General features: G+C 60.9%; 23 protein-coding genes. 11 read left to right on the top strand and 12 right to left on the bottom strand.

Translation table 11 applies throughout. The annotated features are described in order from the left end of the window. The first annotated feature begins 112 nt into the window (after window positions 1–112). Window positions 113–778, top strand: a complete 666-nt coding sequence (locus tag PMI31_RS00460; protein WP_008015490.1) for an FKBP-type peptidyl-prolyl cis-trans isomerase — start codon at window positions 113–115, stop codon at window positions 776–778. Window positions 779–837: 59 nt separating this feature from the next. On the opposite strand, the gene PMI31_RS00465 is transcribed toward PMI31_RS00460, so the two are convergent. The 7 genes from PMI31_RS00465 to PMI31_RS00495 all read right to left on the bottom strand — a co-directional run bounded on the left by PMI31_RS00465 (window position 838) and on the right by PMI31_RS00495 (window position 7291). Further along, the gene (locus PMI31_RS00465; RefSeq protein ID WP_008015492.1) at window positions 838–1296 is read right to left on the bottom strand and encodes an Rsd/AlgQ family anti-sigma factor; all 459 of its coding nucleotides are present in this window, start codon (window positions 1294–1296) and stop codon (window positions 838–840) included. 177 nt (window positions 1297–1473) lie between these two features. Next, window positions 1474–2025: a disulfide bond formation protein B gene (locus tag PMI31_RS00470; protein ID WP_008015495.1), complete on the bottom strand. Its 552-nt coding sequence runs from the start codon at window positions 2023–2025 to the stop codon at window positions 1474–1476. Window positions 2026–2288: 263 nt separating this feature from the next. Continuing rightward, window positions 2289–3527 (bottom strand): heme biosynthesis protein HemY, encoded by a 1239-nt coding sequence (locus tag PMI31_RS00475; protein WP_008015496.1) that lies wholly within the window; start codon window positions 3525–3527, stop codon window positions 2289–2291. Next, window positions 3524–4684, bottom strand: coding sequence for a uroporphyrinogen-III C-methyltransferase (locus PMI31_RS00480; RefSeq protein ID WP_008015497.1), 1161 nt, complete (start codon window positions 4682–4684; stop codon window positions 3524–3526). Before PMI31_RS00480 ends, PMI31_RS00475 begins: the two co-directional genes overlap by 4 nt. A 16-nt stretch (window positions 4685–4700) precedes the next feature. Beyond that, window positions 4701–5468 carry a uroporphyrinogen-III synthase gene (locus PMI31_RS00485; RefSeq protein WP_008015498.1) on the bottom strand — a complete coding sequence of 256 codons (768 nt, stop codon included), beginning with the start codon at window positions 5466–5468 and terminating at the stop codon, window positions 4701–4703. Beyond that, window positions 5465–6406: a hydroxymethylbilane synthase gene (gene hemC, locus PMI31_RS00490; protein WP_008015499.1), complete on the bottom strand. Its 942-nt coding sequence runs from the start codon at window positions 6404–6406 to the stop codon at window positions 5465–5467. Before hemC ends, PMI31_RS00485 begins: the two co-directional genes overlap by 4 nt. 138 nt (window positions 6407–6544) lie before the next feature. Further along, window positions 6545–7291: a LytR/AlgR family response regulator transcription factor gene (locus PMI31_RS00495; RefSeq protein WP_008015500.1), complete on the bottom strand. Its 747-nt coding sequence runs from the start codon at window positions 7289–7291 to the stop codon at window positions 6545–6547. A gap of 529 nt (window positions 7292–7820) precedes the next feature. Here PMI31_RS00495 and argH point away from each other — a divergent pair. Then, window positions 7821–9215: an argininosuccinate lyase gene (gene argH, locus PMI31_RS00500; protein ID WP_007978825.1), complete on the top strand. Its 1395-nt coding sequence runs from the start codon at window positions 7821–7823 to the stop codon at window positions 9213–9215. A gap of 115 nt (window positions 9216–9330) precedes the next feature. On the opposite strand, the gene PMI31_RS00505 is transcribed toward argH, so the two are convergent. Then, window positions 9331–9990, bottom strand: coding sequence for a glutathione S-transferase family protein (locus tag PMI31_RS00505; RefSeq protein ID WP_008015501.1), 660 nt, complete (start codon window positions 9988–9990; stop codon window positions 9331–9333). 124 nt (window positions 9991–10114) lie between these two features. Here PMI31_RS00505 and PMI31_RS00510 point away from each other — a divergent pair, with 124 nt between their 5' ends. From PMI31_RS00510 to PMI31_RS00520, 3 genes are all read left to right on the top strand, one after another. Further along, window positions 10115–10411 carry a hypothetical protein gene (locus PMI31_RS00510; protein ID WP_008015502.1) on the top strand — a complete coding sequence of 99 codons (297 nt, stop codon included), beginning with the start codon at window positions 10115–10117 and terminating at the stop codon, window positions 10409–10411. 220 nt (window positions 10412–10631) lie between these two features. After that, entirely contained in the window at window positions 10632–10877 is a 246-nt protein-coding gene (locus PMI31_RS00515; RefSeq protein ID WP_008015504.1) for a TIGR02647 family protein, read from the top strand. 193 nt (window positions 10878–11070) lie between these two features. Then, the gene (locus PMI31_RS00520; protein ID WP_008015507.1) at window positions 11071–13914 is read left to right on the top strand and encodes a class I adenylate cyclase; all 2844 of its coding nucleotides are present in this window, start codon (window positions 11071–11073) and stop codon (window positions 13912–13914) included. An 8-nt stretch (window positions 13915–13922) separates the two neighbouring features. Here the strand turns inward: PMI31_RS00520 and rnk are convergent, their stop codons facing one another. The 3 genes from rnk to cyaY form a co-directional block, all read right to left on the bottom strand. Next, the gene (gene rnk, locus PMI31_RS00525) at window positions 13923–14333 is read right to left on the bottom strand and encodes a nucleoside diphosphate kinase regulator (RefSeq protein WP_008015509.1); all 411 of its coding nucleotides are present in this window, start codon (window positions 14331–14333) and stop codon (window positions 13923–13925) included. A 229-nt stretch (window positions 14334–14562) separates the two neighbouring features. Beyond that, on the bottom strand, window positions 14563–14778 hold the full coding sequence (locus PMI31_RS00530) for a DUF1289 domain-containing protein (protein ID WP_043302075.1): 216 nt from the start codon (window positions 14776–14778) through the stop codon (window positions 14563–14565). A gap of 4 nt (window positions 14779–14782) precedes the next feature. Continuing rightward, complete coding sequence (gene cyaY / locus PMI31_RS00535; protein WP_008015510.1) at window positions 14783–15115, bottom strand: iron donor protein CyaY; 333 nt, start codon at window positions 15113–15115, stop codon at window positions 14783–14785. A 326-nt stretch (window positions 15116–15441) separates the two neighbouring features. On the opposite strand from cyaY, the gene lptM reads away from it, so the two are divergent. From lptM to PMI31_RS00565, 6 genes are read left to right on the top strand one after another with little or no spacing between them, the layout of a single operon-like run. Beyond that, on the top strand, window positions 15442–15618 hold the full coding sequence (gene lptM, locus PMI31_RS29540) for an LPS translocon maturation chaperone LptM (protein ID WP_007980804.1): 177 nt from the start codon (window positions 15442–15444) through the stop codon (window positions 15616–15618). A 9-nt stretch (window positions 15619–15627) separates the two neighbouring features. After that, complete coding sequence (gene lysA / locus PMI31_RS00545; protein WP_008015512.1) at window positions 15628–16875, top strand: diaminopimelate decarboxylase; 1248 nt, start codon at window positions 15628–15630, stop codon at window positions 16873–16875. A 4-nt stretch (window positions 16876–16879) separates the two neighbouring features. Then, a complete protein-coding gene (dapF, locus tag PMI31_RS00550) occupies window positions 16880–17710 on the top strand; it encodes a diaminopimelate epimerase (protein ID WP_008015513.1) in 831 nt (276 codons plus the stop codon). 13 nt (window positions 17711–17723) lie between these two features. Then, a complete protein-coding gene (locus PMI31_RS00555) occupies window positions 17724–18446 on the top strand; it encodes a DUF484 family protein (RefSeq protein WP_008015514.1) in 723 nt (240 codons plus the stop codon). 2 nt (window positions 18447–18448) lie between these two features. Then, window positions 18449–19348, top strand: a complete 900-nt coding sequence (gene xerC, locus PMI31_RS00560; RefSeq protein WP_008015515.1) for a tyrosine recombinase XerC — start codon at window positions 18449–18451, stop codon at window positions 19346–19348. Continuing rightward, entirely contained in the window at window positions 19345–20052 is a 708-nt protein-coding gene (locus tag PMI31_RS00565) for an HAD family hydrolase (protein ID WP_008015516.1), read from the top strand. Before xerC ends, PMI31_RS00565 begins: the two co-directional genes overlap by 4 nt. Before the next feature lie 169 nt (window positions 20053–20221). Here PMI31_RS00565 and sutA read toward each other — a convergent pair whose 3' ends face one another. Continuing rightward, window positions 20222–20545, bottom strand: a complete 324-nt coding sequence (gene sutA, locus PMI31_RS00570) for a transcriptional regulator SutA (RefSeq protein WP_007980816.1) — start codon at window positions 20543–20545, stop codon at window positions 20222–20224.

Consider the following 20545-nt stretch of genomic DNA (forward strand, 5'->3'; position numbering starts at 1 on the left):
AAAGCGTTGTGTTGCAAAGGACTGAAAAACTTCTGCGTCGCAGCAAAAGCAGTTCACCGTTGCGCATATTCTCGCTGGCATAATCGCCCGCAATTCAGGTCGGAGAGTGCCCATGTCGCGCTACCTTTTTTTATCGCTGTGCGCGTTTTTTTCGGTGGCCCAGGCCGCCGCGACAACACAGGAAAATGAAGCCCACGATCTCGCTTACAGCCTGGGTGCGAGCCTTGGCGAACGCTTGCGCCAGGAGGCTCCCGACCTGCAACTCCAGGCACTGGTCGAAGGATTGCAGCAGGCCTATCAGGGCAAGCCGCTGGCGCTGAAGGACGAACAGATCCAGCAGATATTGACCGAGCATGAAGCCCGGATTGCCATGCAGTCAGCCGAGCCGCAAAGCGAAATGGCACTGGAAAAAGAACAGCGCTTTCTCGCCGCCGAGAAAGCCAGACCCGGCGTGCGCGAATTGGCTGACGGTGTGCTGCTGACCGAGTTGACGCCGGGCACTGGCGCCAAGGCCGGACCGAACGGCAAGGTGCAGGTGCTGTACATCGGACGCCTGCCCGACGGCACGGTGTTCGATCAGAACAGTCAGCCACAATGGTTCAGTCTCGACAGCGTGATCGCCGGATGGCGCAGTGCATTGCAAAACATGCCGGTCGGGGCGAAATGGCGACTGGTGATTCCATCGGCCCAGGCCTATGGTGCCGACGGTGCCGGCGACGTGATCGCCCCCTTCACTCCACTGGTGTTCGAAGTCGAATTGCGCGGTGCTACCGGCTGAAGACACAAACGAAAACGGCGTGCCTTGGCACGCCGTTTCGGGATCTTGCAGGAAGCGCTTCAGGCCTGAACCGAATCGGCTTCCTTGTGGGCAGTGTGCAGTACTTCGATCAGGCAGTCTTCCAGCTCAAAGCGTTCATGCAGTAGTCCGCCGAGTGTCTTGAACTCTTCGGCGACACACTTTCCTGCATCACACAGGTCATTGAACGCGAGTAGCTTTTCGGTGATGACGTCGATCCGCGGGTAGATCGTCTCGGCGAGCTCCAGGCCACGCTTGTCGTTGAAGGCCTTCGCCTCCCCCGTTAGCTGTTCGTAGATCTCGAAATGCCCGGCAGACACATAATCCACCAGCACACCGCAGAACTCCTGCAAGGGTTTACGATCCTCGCCTAGCGCCTCAGGCTTTGCGCCAAGCTTGTCGTAGGCATCGATCAGCTCTTTGCGCTCCTGCAACCAGCGGTCAATAAGCAGGTGCACTCCACCCCAGCGTTCCTGAGCATTCTGACAACTTTCGAGCATGGTGATCTCTCTTCCCTTGTGGGTCAGCTGCTCTATGCCCGTTCGCCTCTTGTTACGTCAGTGGGCGGTCAGGCAGAGCGTCATCGAGCAACATAATTCCAATGACACGTGCGGGCCAGATTATGCCCGCACGACACTGGCTTCAAGGTACGCAGACGATAATGTTCATACAAGTGTTTAATCGCCCGCAAAGGCCCGGTGCGACGACTCGCCGCCGAGTGGTCGCCGAAAGCTGATCCAGACCAGTCGCAACGACTGGTAAGCGGCCAGAATCAACATCGCGACGAAGAACAGCAGGCTCCACTCTGTGAGACTCAGATCGAACAGCGTCCAGGAAATTTCCACACAATCGGCTGCGCCCTTGAACATTTGCCGTACTACGGATAGCCATGGCGAACTGGCCAACAGTTCCGCCAGATGGGTCGAGCACGCCGCTGCCTGTTCCGCCGGAAGGCTTTGCAGCAGGACCTGTCGCCACGCCGTGACAGTGCCGGCCAGGCTGCAACCAAGACCGAGCAGCCAATACAGAACGTTTCCGATGCGACCGGGGCCATGGACCGAAGCCATCAGGCAGACACCGGTAAAGAGCGCCAGACAAAACCGTTGCACAAGACACAAGCCGCAAGGCCGCAGGCCGACTGCATATTCCAGATAATAGGAAACGCCCATCGCCAGGGCACCCGCAACGAAAGCCATGAAAAACAAGGAGCGTGAGTAGGCCAATGACATGGCTTTTCCGTAAAAGTAGTGACAGACCGTTACGGTAGAGGAAAGCGCGACGGCCTTTCAAGGCAAGCGCCCACAGAGACTTCAGCAAAGGTGTAGGGAAACCCCGACGCAGGCGAGAGGATAATACGTAGCCCTCTGTAGGACTTTATCTGCGACGAAATTTGACTACGGAATTTCAGTCAATCATCGTACTGCGGCGAGGAAGATTTCTGCCTCGCCGCAGGTCATTGCTCAGGTGCTTGAACCTGGCGCCAGCGAATGGCTCAAGCGCGAACCGGCACTGGCAGAGGGGCCGCGAGCAAGCGCTCATCCAACAAACCCAGGCCCTCCTGAAACAACTGGTTGCTGCGCTCGGTATCACCCATTTGCGCCAACAACCTCGCCAGTTCCGCACAGGCTTCCGGATTGCGTTGTACACGCAGGCTGCTTTCCAGGTAGTCCCGGGCCTTGCCCCACAAACTGTTTTGCAGGCATAGACGACCCAGTGTCAGCAGTAGGCCCGGATCGGCCGGATGCTCCTTGAGCCAGCCTTCGGCAGCCTGCAGCTGGCGGGCCGGATCATTGCCGCGAACCAGTCCGTAGAGCCGTGCCAGGTGACTGTCGTAGCTGCGCTTGAGAGCGCTGCGCAGCACTTCTTCGGCTTCGACCTGAGCCCCCAGCTGACGCAGTTGTTCGGCATACGCGAGCACCAGTTGCGGCTCCTGACGCTGTGCTGAGGTCAGTTGTTGCCAGGCACGTTCGAGCGATTGCTGCCCCACCGTCCCGTCTTCTTCCCGTTGCGCCGCCAGAGACAGGTTCGCCCCCCAGGCCCGACGCTCCAGTTCGGCGAGTTCGGCCGCCGGCAGGATTTTGTCCTTGCGCAGCTCCGGCAGCAGGCGAATCACTGCCGACCAGTCACCACGCTGCTGAAGCAGGCGCTGCAACTGACGCAGGGTCTGTGCGTTATGAGGGTGGCGATCACGCATGGCTTGCAGGGTGGCGAGGGCGCCGTCGGTATCACCGCGGTCGGTCTGCAACTGGGCGTGGCTCAAAGCGATCGCCAACTCGGCCCGAGGCTGGCGCTCCAGGGCACGCTCCAGCAAGTTGTCGCTTTCTTCGTAATTACCTTGTTCGTTTGCGGCACGGGCCGCACCGAGGTAGTAAAGCAGCGGTTGGCGCTCGGCTTCGGCAGCCCGATGCAAGTGACGCTGCGCGCTGGCCCAGCGACCTTCGGCCAGGTCGAGTTGACCGTGTTCGATCGCCACCTGCACCCGACGGCTGCGGTTACGTCGCGACCACGGATTGACCACGCCACTGGAGGCCATCACCAGTTCGACCAGCGACTTGATGCCCCAGATCACCAGCCAGAGCACAGCCACCAGCGCCAAAGTAGCCCACAGGCTCGACTCATAGCGGAAGGTCTTGTAGGCGATCAGCACGTAACCGGAATGTTCTGCAATCGCCAGCCCCAGCGCAGCGGCAGCGGCGATCACGAGGAACACGATCACATAGAGGCGTCTCATGGCGTGGCCTCCGGCGCAGTGTGCGCGGCAGGCCTGGCCAGTGGCTTGACCGAATCTTCGGCGTTGACGTTGCGCCGCTCCAGATACCCCTGCACCGCGCTCAGGGTGCTGGTCATATCCGGCGTGACGACGGTAACGGGTTGCTTGCTCAACTCAGCCACCTGCTCAAGCATGACTTTGCTTTGCGCGTTGTCCGGGTTGAAGTTGCCCTTGAGGATGTCCCGCGCTTCGTCCAGCACTTGGGAATAAACCGCAGCCTGACCATTGAGTGCAGCCCACTGTGCTTGCTCCAGCGCCAGGCTCAGGGCCAGGCGCACCTGAATCAGGCTCTGGCCGGCCAGCAATGGGCGAACGTTTTTATCGGCATTGAAATCGATACGGATGTAGCGCGAAATCTGATCCCACCATTGCGCCCAGCGACTGGCACCGTCGCCATCGGCAGTCAGGCCCAGCAACGAATCGCCACGGTCCTTGTACTCCGGCGCCAGCTCGGTGAGGCTGGCCACTTGATCGCGCAACGCGCCCAGACGCAGAAACAGCCCGGTGCGATCCGGTTGCTCGGTACTGCGCAAGGCAATCAGGGTCTTGGCCACTTGCTCGCGAGCGGCAAAGGCACCTGGATCGTTCTGCTCGCGCAGTATCTCGTCGGCACCCTGAACCAGTGCCTGGGCGCTGCTGATGTCCTGCAAGGCAGACAGTCGCAGGCTGGCAAGACGCAACAGATGCTCGGCCTCGGCCAGACGCCAGTCCTTGCGACTGGCACCGAGTATGGTTTCCAGTCGCTGGTTCAAACGCTGCTGATCACCTTGCAGCTGGATCACCAGGCGACTGCGTGCTTCCAGTTCATCAGCAGGAGGCAATTGCGCCAGGCGTGCGCTCAAGCGCTCCTCATTGAGCTTGAGGCTCTGCGCCTGGTCATTCAACGCCTGAACCTGGCTCAGTTGCTGCTGATTATTGGCCTGCAGGTGACGCACCTGCCAGACGCCCCAACCGCCCACCGCAACACCGGCCGCGCCCAGCAGCAGCGCGACGATAGCCAGACCATTGCCTCGACGCTGCACGGCAACAGGTGGCGGCGGCATTTCATCAACAGGAGCATCAACAGGTGTATCAAGCACCGGTCGCGAGTCATTTTTCGGCAAGGCTGTTTCGCTCACGTATCCATCCTTTGCATTAGAAAACGGGCACGGGATGCTCCCGTAACGCCGTCAGCAAGGCCGCGGCACTGGCACCGCGACAATCCACAACTGTTTTGGCCCCGGCGGCACGCGCCAGCTCGGCAACCCTGGGGCTTGGTACAAACAACGGCAACCGCGCCAATTGCGGCCAGGCGTCGCCAGCCAACTGATGCAGGTGCTCAAAACCTTGTCCACTGCTGACCACCAGCCCGTTCAGGCGTTCCGCCTGGATCCGTTCCGGCAGCGCTGTCGGCGGGTAAATCGGCAATGCCCGGCGGTACAATTCCAGATACTCGACACTAGCACCAAGCTCGCGCAAACGCTCAGCCAGCAACTCGCGCCCGCCCTCCCCGCGCAGGATCAGCACTCGCGCATCGGGTTGTGCGATAGCCTCGCGCAGTCGGGAAAGTTCGAGCAAGGCTTCACTGTCATCGCCTTCTGCCGGAAAACTCACGTCCAATCCGTGATCCTCGAGGATCTGCGCAGTCGCGGCGCCGACACTGAACCACTTCACACCAGCCGGCGTTGGCGAAAACCGCTCAAGCAGCTCGACGCCGATCCGGGCGGCCGGCTTGCTGACCACGATGACGGCGCAGAACTGATCCAGCGCCTGAATCACTTGGCGCATTGTGTCAGTGGTCGCAAGGGGCACGATGTCCAAAAGCGGCAGACTGTTACTGAATATCCCCTGCTCGGCCAAAAAACTGCTCAGCGCCGCCGACTCATCGGCGGGACGCGTCAGCAGCAAGCGCCAGCCAGTCACTCGTGACCAGCCTCGCCATAGACCGCTTTCAGAATCTCGTCGGCGCCCTGGCTCAAAAGGTCTTCGGCCACTTGCACACCAAGCGCCTCGGCATCGCCACGCGGCGCACGAGCCTGGGCACTGAGCAGCCGGCCACCACTCGGATCACCGACCAGCCCGCGCAACCAGATCTGCTCACCTTCCAGCACGGCGTAGCAGGCAATCGGCACCTGGCAACCGCCATTGAGATGCTTGTTCAGGGCACGTTCGGCGGTCACACGGGTGGCGGTGTCCTGGTGATGCAGGGGCGCCAGCAACGCGTGAATTTCACTGTCGGCGCTGCGGCATTCGATCCCCACCGCACCCTGGCCACCGGCTGGAAGGCTGTCGTCGACACTGATGGCCGATGTGATGCGATCCTCAAAGCCCAGACGGATCAGGCCGGCAGCGGCGAGGATGATGGCGTCGTATTCGCCGGCATCGAGCTTGGCCAGGCGGGTGTTGACGTTGCCGCGCAGGAAGCGGATTTCCAGGTCCGGGCGACGGGTCAGCAATTGAGCTTGGCGGCGCAGGCTGGAGGTGCCGACGATGCTGCCCCGGGGCAACTCGTCCAGGCTGGTGTAGGTGTTGGAAACGAAGGCGTCGCGCGGGTCTTCACGTTCGCAGATGCAGAACAGGCCGAGGCCTTCGGGGAAGTCCATCGGCACGTCCTTCATGGAGTGCACGGCGATGTCGGCTTCATTGTCCAACAGCGCGGTTTCGAGTTCCTTGACGAACAGGCCCTTGCCGCCGATTTTCGACAACGGTGAGTCGAGCAGCTTGTCGCCACGACTGACCATGGGGACGAGGGTCACCAGCAGGCCCGGATGAGCCGCTTCAAGGCGGGCTTTGACGTATTCGGCCTGCCACAGGGCGAGTGCGCTTTTGCGGGTGGCGATGCGGATCTGGCGAGAGGACATGGATCAATCCGTACTGAATAGATACGGCAGATAATAACAGCTCAGCCAAATCCACTTTGACTTGTATCAGATACTACTCGGCCTCCCTGGCCCCGGATGTCCGGCAATCGGGTGTGAAACTCACCTGCGGACAGCTGTTTAAAGCTGTTGCATCATCTTGCGCACGCCAGCCACATGGCGCCGGCTGACGATCAGCGCATCACCGTTGAGGCCTTTGAGGAACAGCTGAAAATGCCCCAGGGGTGTGCGTTGCAATCGTTCGATGCGCTCGCGGGCGACCAGTGCATTGCGATGGATACGCACGAAGCGGTCACCGAATTCGTCCTCGAGGGCCTTGAGCGGCTCATCGAGCAGCACCTCACCGCCTTCGTGGCGCAAGGTCACGTATTTGTGGTCGGCAATGAAGTACACCACCTGATCCAGCGGAATCAACTCGATCCCTTTACGGGTTCTGGCACTGATATGGCTGCGCGGGCCGTTGCCGCTTTCGGCAGCAGGGCGGGTCAGGGCGGCGAGCTGGGCACGACTGGGGCGCTCGGCTCTCTTTAATGCGTCATGTAGTTGTTCAGTTCTCACAGGTTTCACCAGATAGCCTACGGCGCTGGCCTGTAAGGCTTCCACGGCAAATTCATCGGGCCCGGCGCAGAACACCACGGCGGGCGGAGTTTCGCGTTCGCACAACCGCGCAGCCACTTGCAGGCCATCGAGGCCGGGCATGCGGATATCAAGCAATACGATATCCGGCTTATGGCTGTCGATCAGTGCCAACGCCTCTTCGCCATTCGTGGCACTAGGCTCCAGGACACTGTATCCCTCGAGTTCGCCAACCATTCGGCTCAGGCGCTCGCGGGCCAAGGGTTCGTCATCAACGATCAGGACATTCATATTGCGCTGGATTCCTGCGTGAGTCTCGCACAAGGATAGCGTAGACAGGTGAAGTGACGTCTGTCACCGCGATCCACGCTAAGACTAGCCCGAGCGTCAAAAAGTGCCGCTGGTCGGGCAGCTAAATTTTCATCTGCCAGGCGACTGGCGGCCCAGGCCAGCATTGGCGACACATCGCCACAGGGTTTGCTGATACGCAATATGAACACCCCACTCTTTTTATAGCCAGCGACTGCACCGAGAAATGCGCTGATCCTATTGTCCAACTGTAGACGGTTGCCGGGACGTTATTGCCCAATTGAAAAATATCGTTGCGCTGATCGCTAATGTAGGAGCGAGCTTGCTCGCGATGAACCTGGCGTCGACGCGTTTATCCAGGAAGCACGCGTAATCGTTGACGCCCATCGCGAGCGAGCTCGCTCCTACACAAAAAACGTGTCGTCCAGTGTCAGCGACAGGATTGGCAACCCTGTTATTATCCGTGCCAGCGTTCCACGCCTTCTTTCATCAAGCCGATACGAGCGAATTCATGAGCACTGACAAGACCAATCAGTCCTGGGGCGGCCGCTTCAGTGAACCCGTCGACGCCTTCGTCGCCCGCTTCACCGCCTCCGTCACCTTCGACCAGCGCCTGTATCGCCACGACATCATGGGCTCGATCGCCCACGCCACCATGCTGGCCAAGGTCGGCGTGCTGACCGATGCCGAGCGCGACAGCATCATCGATGGCCTGAAGACCATCCAGGGTGAAATCGAGGCCGGCCAGTTCGACTGGCGCATCGACCTCGAAGACGTCCACATGAACATCGAGGCGCGCCTGACCGACCGCATCGGCGTGACCGGTAAAAAGCTGCACACCGGCCGCAGCCGTAACGATCAGGTCGCCACCGACATCCGTCTGTGGCTGCGTGACGAAATCGACCTGATCCTGGCAGAAATCACCCGCTTGCAAAAAGGCCTGCTGGAACAGGCCGAGCGCGAAGCCGCCAGCATCATGCCGGGATTCACCCACTTGCAGACTGCACAGCCGGTGACGTTCGGGCACCACATGCTGGCCTGGTTCGAAATGCTCAGCCGCGACTACGAACGTCTGGTCGACTGCCGCAAGCGCACCAACCGCATGCCGCTGGGTAGCGCGGCGCTGGCCGGCACCACCTACCCGATCGATCGTGAATACACCGCACAATTGCTGGGTTTCGACGCGGTTGGCGGCAATTCGCTGGATAATGTCTCCGATCGCGATTTCGCCATCGAATTCTGTTCCGCCGCCAGTATCGCGATGATGCACCTGTCGCGCTTCTCCGAAGAGCTGGTGCTGTGGACCAGCGCGCAATTCCAGTTCATCGATCTGCCCGACCGTTTCTGCACCGGCAGCTCGATCATGCCGCAAAAGAAAAACCCGGACGTGCCGGAGCTCGTGCGCGGCAAGACCGGCCGTGTATTCGGCGCGCTGATGGGCCTGCTGACCCTGATGAAAGGCCAGCCTCTGGCCTACAACAAGGACAACCAGGAAGACAAGGAACCACTGTTCGACGCCGCCGACACCCTGCGCGACTCGCTGCGGGCCTTTGCCGACATGGTTCCGGCGATCAAGCCCAAGCACGCGATGATGCGCGAAGCGGCCCTGCGCGGCTTCTCCACCGCCACCGACCTGGCCGACTACCTGGTGCGTCGCGGCCTGCCATTCCGTGATTGCCACGAAATCGTCGGTCATGCCGTGAAGTACGGCGTGGACAGCGGCAAGGACCTGGCGGAAATGAGCCTGGAAGAACTGCGCAAGTTCAGCGACCAGATCGATCAGGACGTATTCGCCGTACTGACCCTCGAAGGCTCGGTCAATGCCCGTAACCACATCGGCGGCACTGCGCCGGCGCAGGTGAAGGCTGCTGTGGCGCGCGGTCAGGCACTCCTCGCCAGCCGCTAAAAGCTTCGTCGGATCGCCGCCCGGAGCAAGCCCGCCCCCACAGGTTTGGTGTGCAAACACAATCCAGTGTGGGAGCGGGCTTGCCCGCGATGACTGACTTCAGAGCGCCACAGAACTACTTTTTGGTAGCAATCATCGCCATGAACGCCGGCATCGCCGCTTCCCGATCAGCCGCCACACGCTGCACATTCGGATTACCTCCCAAAAACTCCAGCAGCGCCTTGGCCTTTGGCATCTCGGCCAATAGATCGATGTCAAACAACTTCTTGGCGACCCCACACGCCAGCGGCACGCTGAACAGGAAATACAGATCCGCCACGCTCAAGCTGTCGCCAGCCACGTAAGGGCTGAATTTGCCATGGCGGCCTAGCGCTGCCATCCCCAGCAACAGTTCGGCCTTGGTTTTTTCCTTGATCGCTTCCGGCACGGTCATGCCAAAAAACGCTTCGGCGAAGCAGGCTCGCGCCGGCAATTCGATGTACAGCTCGATTTCCCTGGCCAGTGCCAACACCTGCGCGCGCTCGAACGGATCGCTCGGCAACAGCGGTTTGCCTTTCTGACTTTGCTCGATGTATTCGAGGATCACGCTGGTTTCATTGACGAAGCCCTGTTCCACGCACAGCACCGGGACCTTTCCACGCGGGCTGATGGCCAGTGCTTCGGGGCTGGTGCCACCGTAAAACGGTACTTCTTCGAAGGGCAGTCCTTTTTCCAGCAACGCCAGTTTGACCATGTTGTAGTAGTTACTGACGGAGAATCCATAAAGCTTGATCATCACAAAGCCTCCAGGCCATGCGGGGTGGGCAGTGCCTGTTTATAGAACGCTGCCGGGATTCTTGCCAGCAGCATCACGCGGCTGAATGCGGGTAAACTGGCCACCTTTCCCTGAGGAGCCTGCCATGAGCGAGCCGACCCCCGATACCAACCAAGACGACATCGACGAAGAAGAGTTCGCCGAGAACACGCTGATCGAAGCCATCGAGAATCAAATCGAAAGCGACAACCCGCCAGCGGCCAAGGCGACCTTCAACAAGTTGACGCTGGTGGGTTACGAGCGGGAAGAGATCCTCAACTTGATGGCCCACGTTCTGGCGGTAGAAATCGACGCGATCCTCGAAGAAGACCGCGCGTTCAATACCGAATGGTACGAAGCTGCACTGCGTGCACTGCCCGAGTTGCCACCGGAAAAGCAGTAAGCCCCCCCTGTAGGAGCGAGCTCGCTCGCGAAAAACCCGAGAGCGCCGCTGGGCATCTGGTTTTACGCGTTATCGTTCACGACCATCGCGAGCAAGCTCGCTCCTACAAGTCAATTTCCACCCCAACCAAAAAAACCCTGTCGCGAGCACTGGACATGCCAGACAAGCGGGTTCACCTTAGGGGCGCTGTCGTCCAATTCCTAGAAAGTCTGGAGTCCTTATGTCGCTTACCCCTGAGTTGGTTGCCGAACTGGAAATCCTCGCACTCTTCAACCTGGACAGTTCCCAGGAAGGTTTGAAAATTCATCAGTCCGCTGCCCCGAAAGCCATTGCCGCTGCCAAACGTCTATTTGAAAAAGATCTGATCGACCAGCCCGATGGTGGTTATCTGACCAGCCTGGGCCGTGACGCCGCGCAAAATGTGCAAACCGTGCTCACCATTCTGAAATCCGAAGAAACAGCCTGAATTCCCCCATATCGCCCACGGAAACCCCTGCTGAAGGATTTCCGCGGGCGCACTTTGTTGCCCGTTTTCGCCACGCGATAGAAATCTGACGCCAGAAATACAAAATCAGCTTAAAAGTCCCGCAGCCGAGGCGCTAAACTGCCCCACACCTGAGACTCCCACGTCCGAGCCCTGCGAGCCGGTTTGAGCTGACATGACGCGCACCCATGAAATCCGCCCTGATCTGGACGAGGGAATCGACCGCAAGGTTCTCAGCCAGTTGCGCGCACGCTTTCTGAAACTCAATGCAGGACGCATGGCTCGCGCCATGGAAGGGTTATCGACCCGCCAGCAAGGGGTCCTGACCTTGCTGCCGCTGTTTTTCCACGTTAATCATCCGCTGCTGCCCGGCTACGTTTCCGGCAGTACACCGGCCGGGCTGTCGAATTTCGAGCCGGATGCCAATGTCCTCGCTGAAGCCCAGCGCCTGACCCGCTCGTTTTCCTACAAGCCGCGCCACGGCAGCAACCCGCCCCGGCCGATTCACGGACTGTTCCTGATGGGCAGCCTCGGCACCCTGGCGCAAGCCGACCAGAGCGACATGGATGTGTGGGTCTGCCATGGGCCGGACCTGACCGAGAGCGAGCTCGCCGAACTGCGCAAAAAATGCCAGCTGCTGGAAGCCTGGGCCGCCAGCCAGGGCGCCGAAGCGCACTTTTTCCTGATCGACCCGACCCGCTTCGTCCGTGGCGAGCGCGATACCCAGCTGAGTTCCGAGGATTGCGGCACCACCCAGCACTACCTGTTGCTGGACGAGTTTTACCGCACTGCGATCTGGCTGGCCGGGCGTACGCCGATCTGGTGGCTGGTGCCGGTCTATGAAGAGTCGAGCTACGACCGCTACACCCATACCTTGATCTCCAAACGCTTTATCCGCGCCGATGAAACCCTCGACCTCGGCAACCTGGCCTTCATCCCGCCCGGCGAATTCATCGGTGCCGGGCTCTGGCAGTTGTTCAAGGGCATCGAGTCGCCCTACAAGTCGGTACTCAAGCTGTTGCTGACCGAGGTTTATGCCAGCGAACACCCCAGGGTCCATTGCCTGAGCCTGCGCTTCAAGCAAGCGGTGTTCGCCAATCGCCTCGACCTCGACGAACTGGATCCGTACGTCGTGGTGTACCGGCGTATCGAAGAATACTTGCTCGCCCGCAACGAACCCGAGCGCCTGGAACTGGTACGTCGCGCGCTGTACCTGAAGGTCAATCGCAAACTGACCGGCAGCCGCCGCACCCAGAGCTGGCAACGTTCATTGCTTGAGCGCCTGGCCCATGAATGGCACTGGGACCAGCGGCAACTGGCCCTGCTCGACAGCCGCAGCCAGTGGAAAGTCCGCCAGGTCAGCTCCGAGAGACGGGCGCTGGTCAACGAGCTGAACTACAGCTATCGCTTCCTCACCCAGTTTGCCCGTCACGAACAAACGGTCAGTCGCATCAACAAGCGCGACCTGAGTGTCCTCGGCCGGCGCTTGTACGCCGCTTTCGAGCGCAAGGCCGGCAAAGTCGAGTTCATCAACCCCGGCATCGCCCCGGACCTGGCCGAAGACACCCTGACGCTGGTGCACGCGCCGAACAAAAAAGAACCGGGACAAGGCCAGTGGGGCTTGTACAACGGCAGCCTGACGGCGCTGGAGTGGGAACACTTCGCACCGATCAAACGCAGCCGTCACTTGCTGGAACTGCTGACCTGGTGCCACCGCAATGGCGTGATCGACAGCAGTACCCGCCTGGCCCTGCATCCCGGCACCAGCGACTTGAGCGAATTCGAACTGTTCAACCTGCTCGGCAGCCTGCAACAGACCATCGCCCTGCCCTTGCCCACCGTCGCCGAAGAACCTCTGTTGCGCGCCAGCGTGCCGAGTGAAGTGCTGATTCTGGTCAACGTCGGCATCGATCCGCTCAAACACCATCGCGACCTGAATATCCTGATGACCACCGAGCGCACCGACTCATTGAGCTATGCCGGTGTCCGGGAAAATCTGGTGCTGACCCTGGACCAAATCACGCTCAATAGCTGGAACGAAGTGCTGGTCGGTCGCTACGACGGCCCACACGCCCTGCTCGACTGCATTCGCGACTACCTCAACAACCTGCCGGCCGGGCCGCAACAACCGAAGTTGCGGGTGCGTTGCTTCTGCCATAACCGTGCGCAGTTCATCGCCCAACGGGTAGAAGAAATCCTCGATACCGCGCAGAACCTGCTGCTGAGCCGACTCAATCATCGCTACGTGATCCAGGTCCAGCAGCACTACCACGTGCTGGAGCTCGTGCCGGGCCAGGTCCAGCACATCGCACTGGCCACGCTGCCGGCGCTGATCGGTTACCTGGGTGAGGAAATGGCGAGCTACAGCCCGCTTCACCTGGACCCAAAGGCACTGGAAGACCACGACCTTGCGCTGTTCCTGCCCACGGGCCAGCCGGGCTGCATTCAAGTGTTCTACCGGGTCAACGAAGATCAGGCCGATCTGTACGTGCTCGATGAGTTCAATGCCCTGTGGCAGCAGCGCCTGCCCTGGCACGACGAGCAAAGCCTGCTGGTGCCGCTGCAGCGCTTCCTGCAATCGATCCAGTACCGTCGCGATGCCTTGTTGCCGATGGACGCAGCCCACCCGCTGAACCTCGACACCCTGTATTGCCAGTTGCTGCCGTCAGGCCCTGGCCGGGCGCGCCGCATCGAAGCCCGGCCGGTACCACAGACGCCAGTGAACAAACCGTTCTACGACGTGCAGGCGATCGTCGGCAAAGCCGCACCGGGTCAGGTGCAGGTGACGTTGTATTGCAATCAACGGGAGTTTTCCGAACTGGAGTATGGCGACCAGCTGTTCAGCGTGGTCGCCCGGGAAATCGTCGGGCAGCGCCGGGAAACCGAACGCTACCGCTGCTACATCACCGACCTGGACCTGTCAGGCCTGCTCGGCGAAGGGCAAAGTTCCACCCATCTGTACCTGCGCTACAAGGCCGACCTGGAGCGTGCATTGAACGAGGCGCTCGGGCAGGTCTGAGGGTGGGGTCAAACGTTGTAGTCGCCACCGTTGGCTGGCTGCGATTCGACTTCCAGCAAGGTCAGTTTCAGGGTCTTGCCACCCGGAGCCGGCCAATCGATATGCTGGCCAACCTTCAGGCCGAGCAGCGCGCTGCCCACCGGCGCCAGGATCGAGATCTTGCCTTCGTCGGCATTCGCATCCTTGGGGTACACCAGGGTCAGGTGGTAGTCCTTGCCACTGCCTTCTTCTCGGCAATGCACACGGGAATTCATGGTCACGACATCCGCCGGCACTTCATCGTGACCGACCAGGGTATCGGCGCGGTCCAGTTCGGTTTGCAGCGCAATAACGCCCGGCAGCGTTTCGTCCAGGCTGTCGATCAGACGCTCCAGACGCTGGACGTCCAGACGGGTAAGGGTGATGGAAGGTGCGGTCATGATCTGGGCAGACTCCTTTCTTCTGCACGAAAAAAGCAAAACCCCGCCAGAAAAAGGCGGGGTTTTCACAAGCCTCGATGGGTTGAGGCGTTTCTGGACACTATCACAGCTCAAAAAATATACAAGCCAGAACCGGACAGCGTGCAAGCCCTGTAGGAGCCGGCTTGCCGGCGATGGGATTTTGAATTGCGCGATGACCTTCAGACCACCATCGCTGGCAAGCCAGCTCCTACAGAAGTCGGCGTTTCAGGGCCTGAGCACAGATGACCCGCCGACGCTCGTCATCGGCCGAGCGCCATTCGCGGATGTCTTCGACATGGCGGAAGCAGCCCAGGCAGACTTTCTGCTCGTCCAGCCGACACACACCGCTGCATGGCGACGGCACCGCCGGGCTGACGTTGCTGTAGAGCGGCTTGGGCGGACGGACAGGCGCAGGCTGGGTCACGATCTCACAAGCCTTCGAAATCGAGCTCGACGTCAGCCTGTTGCTTGACGATACGCTCGAGCATTTCACCCAACTGCTCTTCGCTCTTGTCGCACATCCAGCGCTCGCTCTCTTCGTCGTAGTCGAAGTGGAAACCACCGGATATCGCCGCCAGCCACAATTGGCGCAGTGGCTCCTGGCGACTGAAGATCAACTGAGTGCCGTTTTCGAACTTGACGGTCAGCACACCGGCCGAGCTTTCGAGGTCGATATCCAGGTCGCTCTCGTCAAAGATGTCCTCCAGGGTTTGCTGGGTGGCATCGACCAGGTCATGGAAACGCGCTTCGGACAAACTCATTACGGCAACCTCAAAAAGTGTCTGATCAGGCTCAAGCGCCGCAAGATACGACCGAGCTCCGTCGATTGCAAAGGATAACGACCAAGCACCGATATAGGTACATCAAACGCAGTACCTGTGGGAGCGGGCTTGCCCGCGATAGCGTTGGTTCAGCCTGCAACGATGTTGAATGTGCCGGCCTCATCGCGGGCAAGCCCGCTCCCACAAGGACTGCACAGGACTGCGGCATCGCCCAAGCCCCGCCGGACGGGCGGTCCGTTGCATAGGCAAGCCGCCGGGTGGCCGGTATACTCCGGCGCAATTAATGCATTTTCAAGGATTTCGCCATGAAGCGCCTGATCTCTTCCCTTGCTGCGCTCCTCGCGGTCGCCTGCCTTGTGTCGGCCTGCGGTCAAAAAGGCCCGCTCTACCTGCCTGACGAAGACCAGGACCCTGTCGAACAGGCCAAGTCGTCGCAACAGCAGCCTGCCTCGAAAGCACACAAGCACGACGTCTACCAATAAGGGAACCTCATGGACGCTTTTAACTACCGTGACGGTGAACTGTTCGCGGAAGGTGTTGCCCTGTCTGCCATCGCCGAGCGCTTTGGTACACCCACCTACGTTTACTCCCGTGCACACATCGAAGCCCAATACCTGGCTTATGCCGATGCGCTGGTCGGCACGCCGCACCTGGTGTGCTATGCGGTCAAGGCCAACTCCAACCTGGGTGTCCTGAATGTCCTGGCGCGTCTGGGCGCCGGTTTCGACATCGTCTCCCGTGGCGAGCTGGAGCGCGTACTGGCCGCTGGAGGCAGCGCCGACAAGATCGTGTTCTCCGGCGTCGGCAAGACCCGTGACGACATGCGTCGCGCCCTGGAAGTCGGCGTGCACTGCTTCAACGTCGAATCCACCGACGAGCTGGAACGCCTGCAAGTGGTCGCCGCCGAACTGGGCGTTCGCGCGCCGATTTCGCTGCGCGTCAACCCGGACGTCGATGCCGGCACCCACCCGTACATTTCCACCGGTCTCAAAGAGAACAAGTTCGGCATCGCCATCGCCGACGCCGAAGACGTGTACGTGCGTGCCGCGCAGCTGCCGAACCTGGAAGTGGTCGGCGTCGATTGCCACATCGGCTCGCAACTGACCACCCTGCCACCGTTCATCGACGCCCTCGACCGCCTGCTGGGCCTGGTCGACCGGCTCGGCGATTGCGGCATCTACCTGCGCCACATCGATCTAGGTGGCGGTCTGGGTGTGCGTTATCGCGACGAAGAGCCGCCATTGGCCGCCGACTACATCAAGGCCGTGCGTGAACGCCTCGATGGTCGCGACCTGGCGCTGGTGTTCGAGCCGGGCCGCTTCATCGTGGCCAACGCCGGCGTGCTGCTGACTCAGGTCGAGTACCTCAAGCACACCGAACACAAAGACTTCGCCATCGTCGACGCGGCCATGAACGACCTGATCCGCCCGGCGCTGTACCAGGCCTGGATGGACGTCACCGCCGTGCGCCCACGCACTACCGCTGCCCGCGCCTACGACATCGTCGGCCCGATCTGCGAGACCGGCGACTTCCTGGCCAAGGATCGTCAGCTGGCCCTGGAAGAAGGCGACCTGCTGGCCGTGCATTCGGCCGGTGCCTACGGGTTTGTCATGAGTTCCAACTACAACACCCGCGGTCGTACCGCTGAAGTGTTGGTGGACGGTGATCAGGCATTCGAAGTGCGTCGCCGCGAGACGGTAGCCGAGTTGTTTGCTGGCGAAAGCCTGCTGCCGGAGTAAAACCATGCTGCTGCGTTTTACCAAGATGCACGGCCTGGGCAACGACTTCATGGTCCTCGACCTGGTCAGCCAGCACGCGCACATTCTGCCCAAGCATGCCAAGCAATGGGGCGACCGGCACACCGGCATCGGTTTCGACCAGTTGCTGATCGTCGAGGCGCCGAGCAACCCGGACGTGGACTTCCGCTATCGGATCTTCAACTCCGACGGTTCCGAAGTGGAGCAGTGCGGCAACGGTGCGCGCTGCTTCGCCCGTTTCGTGCTCGACAAGCGCTTGACCGCAAAACGTGTGATTCGCGTCGAGACCAAAAGCGGCATCATTGAGCTGGACGTGCGTAACGACGGCCAGATCAGCGTCAACATGGGCGCTCCGCGCCTGGTGCCAGCGGATATTCCGTTCCAGGCGCCGGAGCAGGCCAAGAGTTATCAGGTCGACGTCGACGGCACCCCGGTCGATCTGGCTGCCGTGTCCATGGGCAATCCCCATGCGGTGGTACGGGTCAGCGACATCAACAACGCGCCGGTGCATGAACTGGGCCCGAAAATCGAACATCACCCGCGCTTCCCGGCACGGGTCAATGTCGGCTTTCTCCAGGTCATCGACCGGAGCCGCGCGCAGTTGCGCGTCTGGGAACGCGGGGCCGGGGAAACCCAGGCTTGCGGCACCGGCGCCTGTGCTGCCGCAGTGGCTGCGATCAGCCAGGGGTGGATGGATTCGCCGCTATTGATCGACCTGCCTGGCGGGCGCCTGTCCATCGAATGGGCGGGCCCTGGCCAACCGGTGATGATGACCGGCCCGGCAGTGCGCGTATATGAAGGACAAGTGCGTCTTTGAGTGAGCGAAACCCATGACCGACAAGCCCCAGGTACCCGCACGACAAGCTGACGAATCACCGTCTGAAAGCCTGGAGGCGGCTGTAGCCGCGTACCTGGAGGCTCATCCGGACTTCTTCGTCGAGCACGAAGAACTGCTCCCGTCCCTGCGCATCCCCCATCGGCGCGGCGATACCGTGTCGCTGGTGGAGCGTCAGATGACCATCCTGCGCGAGCGCAACATCGAGTTGCGTCATCGCCTGTCGCACCTGATGGACGTCGCCCGCGACAACGACCGCCTCTTCGACAAGACCCGTCGCCTGATCCTGGCATTGATGGATGCTGCCAGCCTGGAAGACGTGGTGATGTGCGTCGAAGACAGCCTGCGCCAGGAATTCCAGGTGCCCTTCGTCAGCCTCATCCTGCTTGGTGACAACGCCATGCCGGTCGGCCGCTGGGTCACTCACGCCGAAGCACAAGTGGCCATCGGCGGCTTGCTCTCGGAAGAAAAAAGCGTCAGCGGCAGCCTGCGCGAACATGAACTGGACTTCCTGTTCGGCGAAGAACAGCGCAAGCAGATCGGCTCCACCGCGGTCGTTGCCATCAGCCACCAGGGCATCCACGGCATCCTGGCCATCGCCAGCCGCGATCCGCAGCACTACAAAAGCTCGGTAGGCACCCTGTTCCTGAGCTACATCGCTGAAGTCATGGGTCGCGTGCTGCCACGGGTCAACAACTCCCTGCGCTCGGTACGCTGAGCATGGAACGGCAACTGGACGCTTACTGCGAACACCTGCGCAGTGAGCGGCAGGTGTCGCCGCACACGCTGTCGGCCTATCGCCGCGACCTCGATAAAGTGCTGGGCTGGTGCGTCAAACAGAACATTGGCAGTTGGGCGGCACTGGACATCCAGCGCCTGCGCAGCCTGATTGCCCGCCTGCACGCTCAGGGTCAATCATCGCGCAGCCTGGCGCGACTGCTGTCGGCCGTTCGCGGGCTTTATCACTACCTGAACCGCGAAGGCCTGTGCGACCACGATCCGGCCAATGGTTTGGCACCGCCCAAAGGCGAACGCCGCCTGCCGAAAACCCTCGATACCGACCGAGCCCTGCAACTGCTTGAAGGCGGGGTTGAAGATGACTTTCTGGCACGTCGGGACCAGGCGATCCTGGAGTTGTTCTACTCCTCCGGGCTGCGGCTTTCGGAGCTGACGGGGCTCAATCTCGATCAGCTCGACCTGGCAGATGGCATGGTCCAGGTGCTCGGCAAAGGCAGCAAGACCCGCCTGCTGCCGGTAGGCAAAAAGGCCCGCGAGGCGCTGGAACAGTGGTTGCCCCTGCGAGCCATGGCCAACCCGGCGGACGATGCGGTGTTTGTCAGCCAGCAAGGCCGGCGACTGGGCCCACGGGCGATCCAGGTGCGGGTCAAGGCGGCCGGCGAGCGCGAACTGGGGCAGAACCTGCACCCGCACATGCTGCGGCACTCCTTCGCCAGCCACTTGCTGGAGTCCTCCCAGGACCTGCGCGCGGTGCAGGAGTTGCTCGGCCACTCGGACATCAAGACCACGCAGATCTACACCCACCTGGACTTCCAGCATCTGGCAGCGGTCTACGACAGCGCCCACCCACGGGCCAAACGCATGAAAGGCGACGATTCATGAGTATTCAGTTGATCACCTTCGACCTCGACGACACCCTGTGGGACACAGCCCCCGTCATCGTCAGCGCCGAAGCCATATTGCGTGAATGGCTGGCTGAGCACGCACCTGATCTGGGCGCGGTGCCGGTGGATCATTTGTGGGCCATTCGCGAACGCATCCTGAGCATCGAACCAAACCTCAAGCACCGCATCAGTGCCCTGCGTCGCCGCGTATTGTTCCAGGCGCTGGAAGAGGCCGGTTACCCCCACAAAGAAGCGTCCGACCTGGCCGATCAGAGTTTCGAAGTGTTTTTGCATGCCCGACATCAGCTGGAAATCTTCCCGGAAGTGCAACCGACCCTGGAAGTATTGGCCAACCATTACACCCTCGGTGTGGTCACCAACGGCAATGCCGATGTGCGTCGGCTGGGGCTGGCGGACTACTTCAAGTTTGCGTTGTGCGCCGAAGACATTGGCATCGCCAAACCTGATGCACGACTGTTCCATGAAGCCTTGCAACGTGGTGGTGCAACCGCCGAAACCGCGGTGCACATCGGCGATCACCCAGGCGATGACATTGCCGGGGCGCAGCAGGCAGGATTGCGGGCAATCTGGTTCAACCCGGCGGAAAAAATATGGGAGGCCGAACGCTTGCCAGATGCCGAAATTCGCAGCCTGACCGAGCTGCCGGCGTTGTTGGCGCGGTGGAACGTCGGAGCGGCCTGACCCGAATCTGTAGGAGCTGGCTTGCCAGCGAAGGCGGCTTCAAGGATTGCACAAGATTCAAGGACCCCTTCGCCGGCAAGCCGGCTCCTACAGGGGTTGCGCACGATTTGTTTCAGGCATGAAAAAGCCCGCAGCGACGGCGGGCTTTTTCAGCAAGCGGGTAGCAGGCTCAGATAGGCCGGCTGCCGTACTTGTTGTCAGGCTTCTTGGGAGGATCTGCGACCACATTGGCCTCCACTTCCTGCACCTTGCCACCACGGGCCAGGAACTCTTCCATGGCCTTGGCCAGGGCGTCGCGTTCCTTGTTCTTGGCTTCGACACTCGGCAGCTCATCGACCGATACCGCTGCCTTGGCCTTGCCTTTGGCGGTCGGAACCGGCGCATCACCGCCGTCGTCTTCAGCGACGTCTTCTGCCGCTGCTTCCAGACCTTCTTCGGTTTCGTCGTCGTCGCCTACTTCGAGGTCGTCGTTTTCCAGATCATCGTCGCTCAT

The sequence above is a fragment of the Pseudomonas sp. GM55 genome (assembly GCF_000282395.1).
In the GTDB taxonomy this organism is placed as follows: Bacteria; Pseudomonadota; Gammaproteobacteria; order Pseudomonadales; family Pseudomonadaceae; genus Aquipseudomonas; species Aquipseudomonas fluorescens_CC.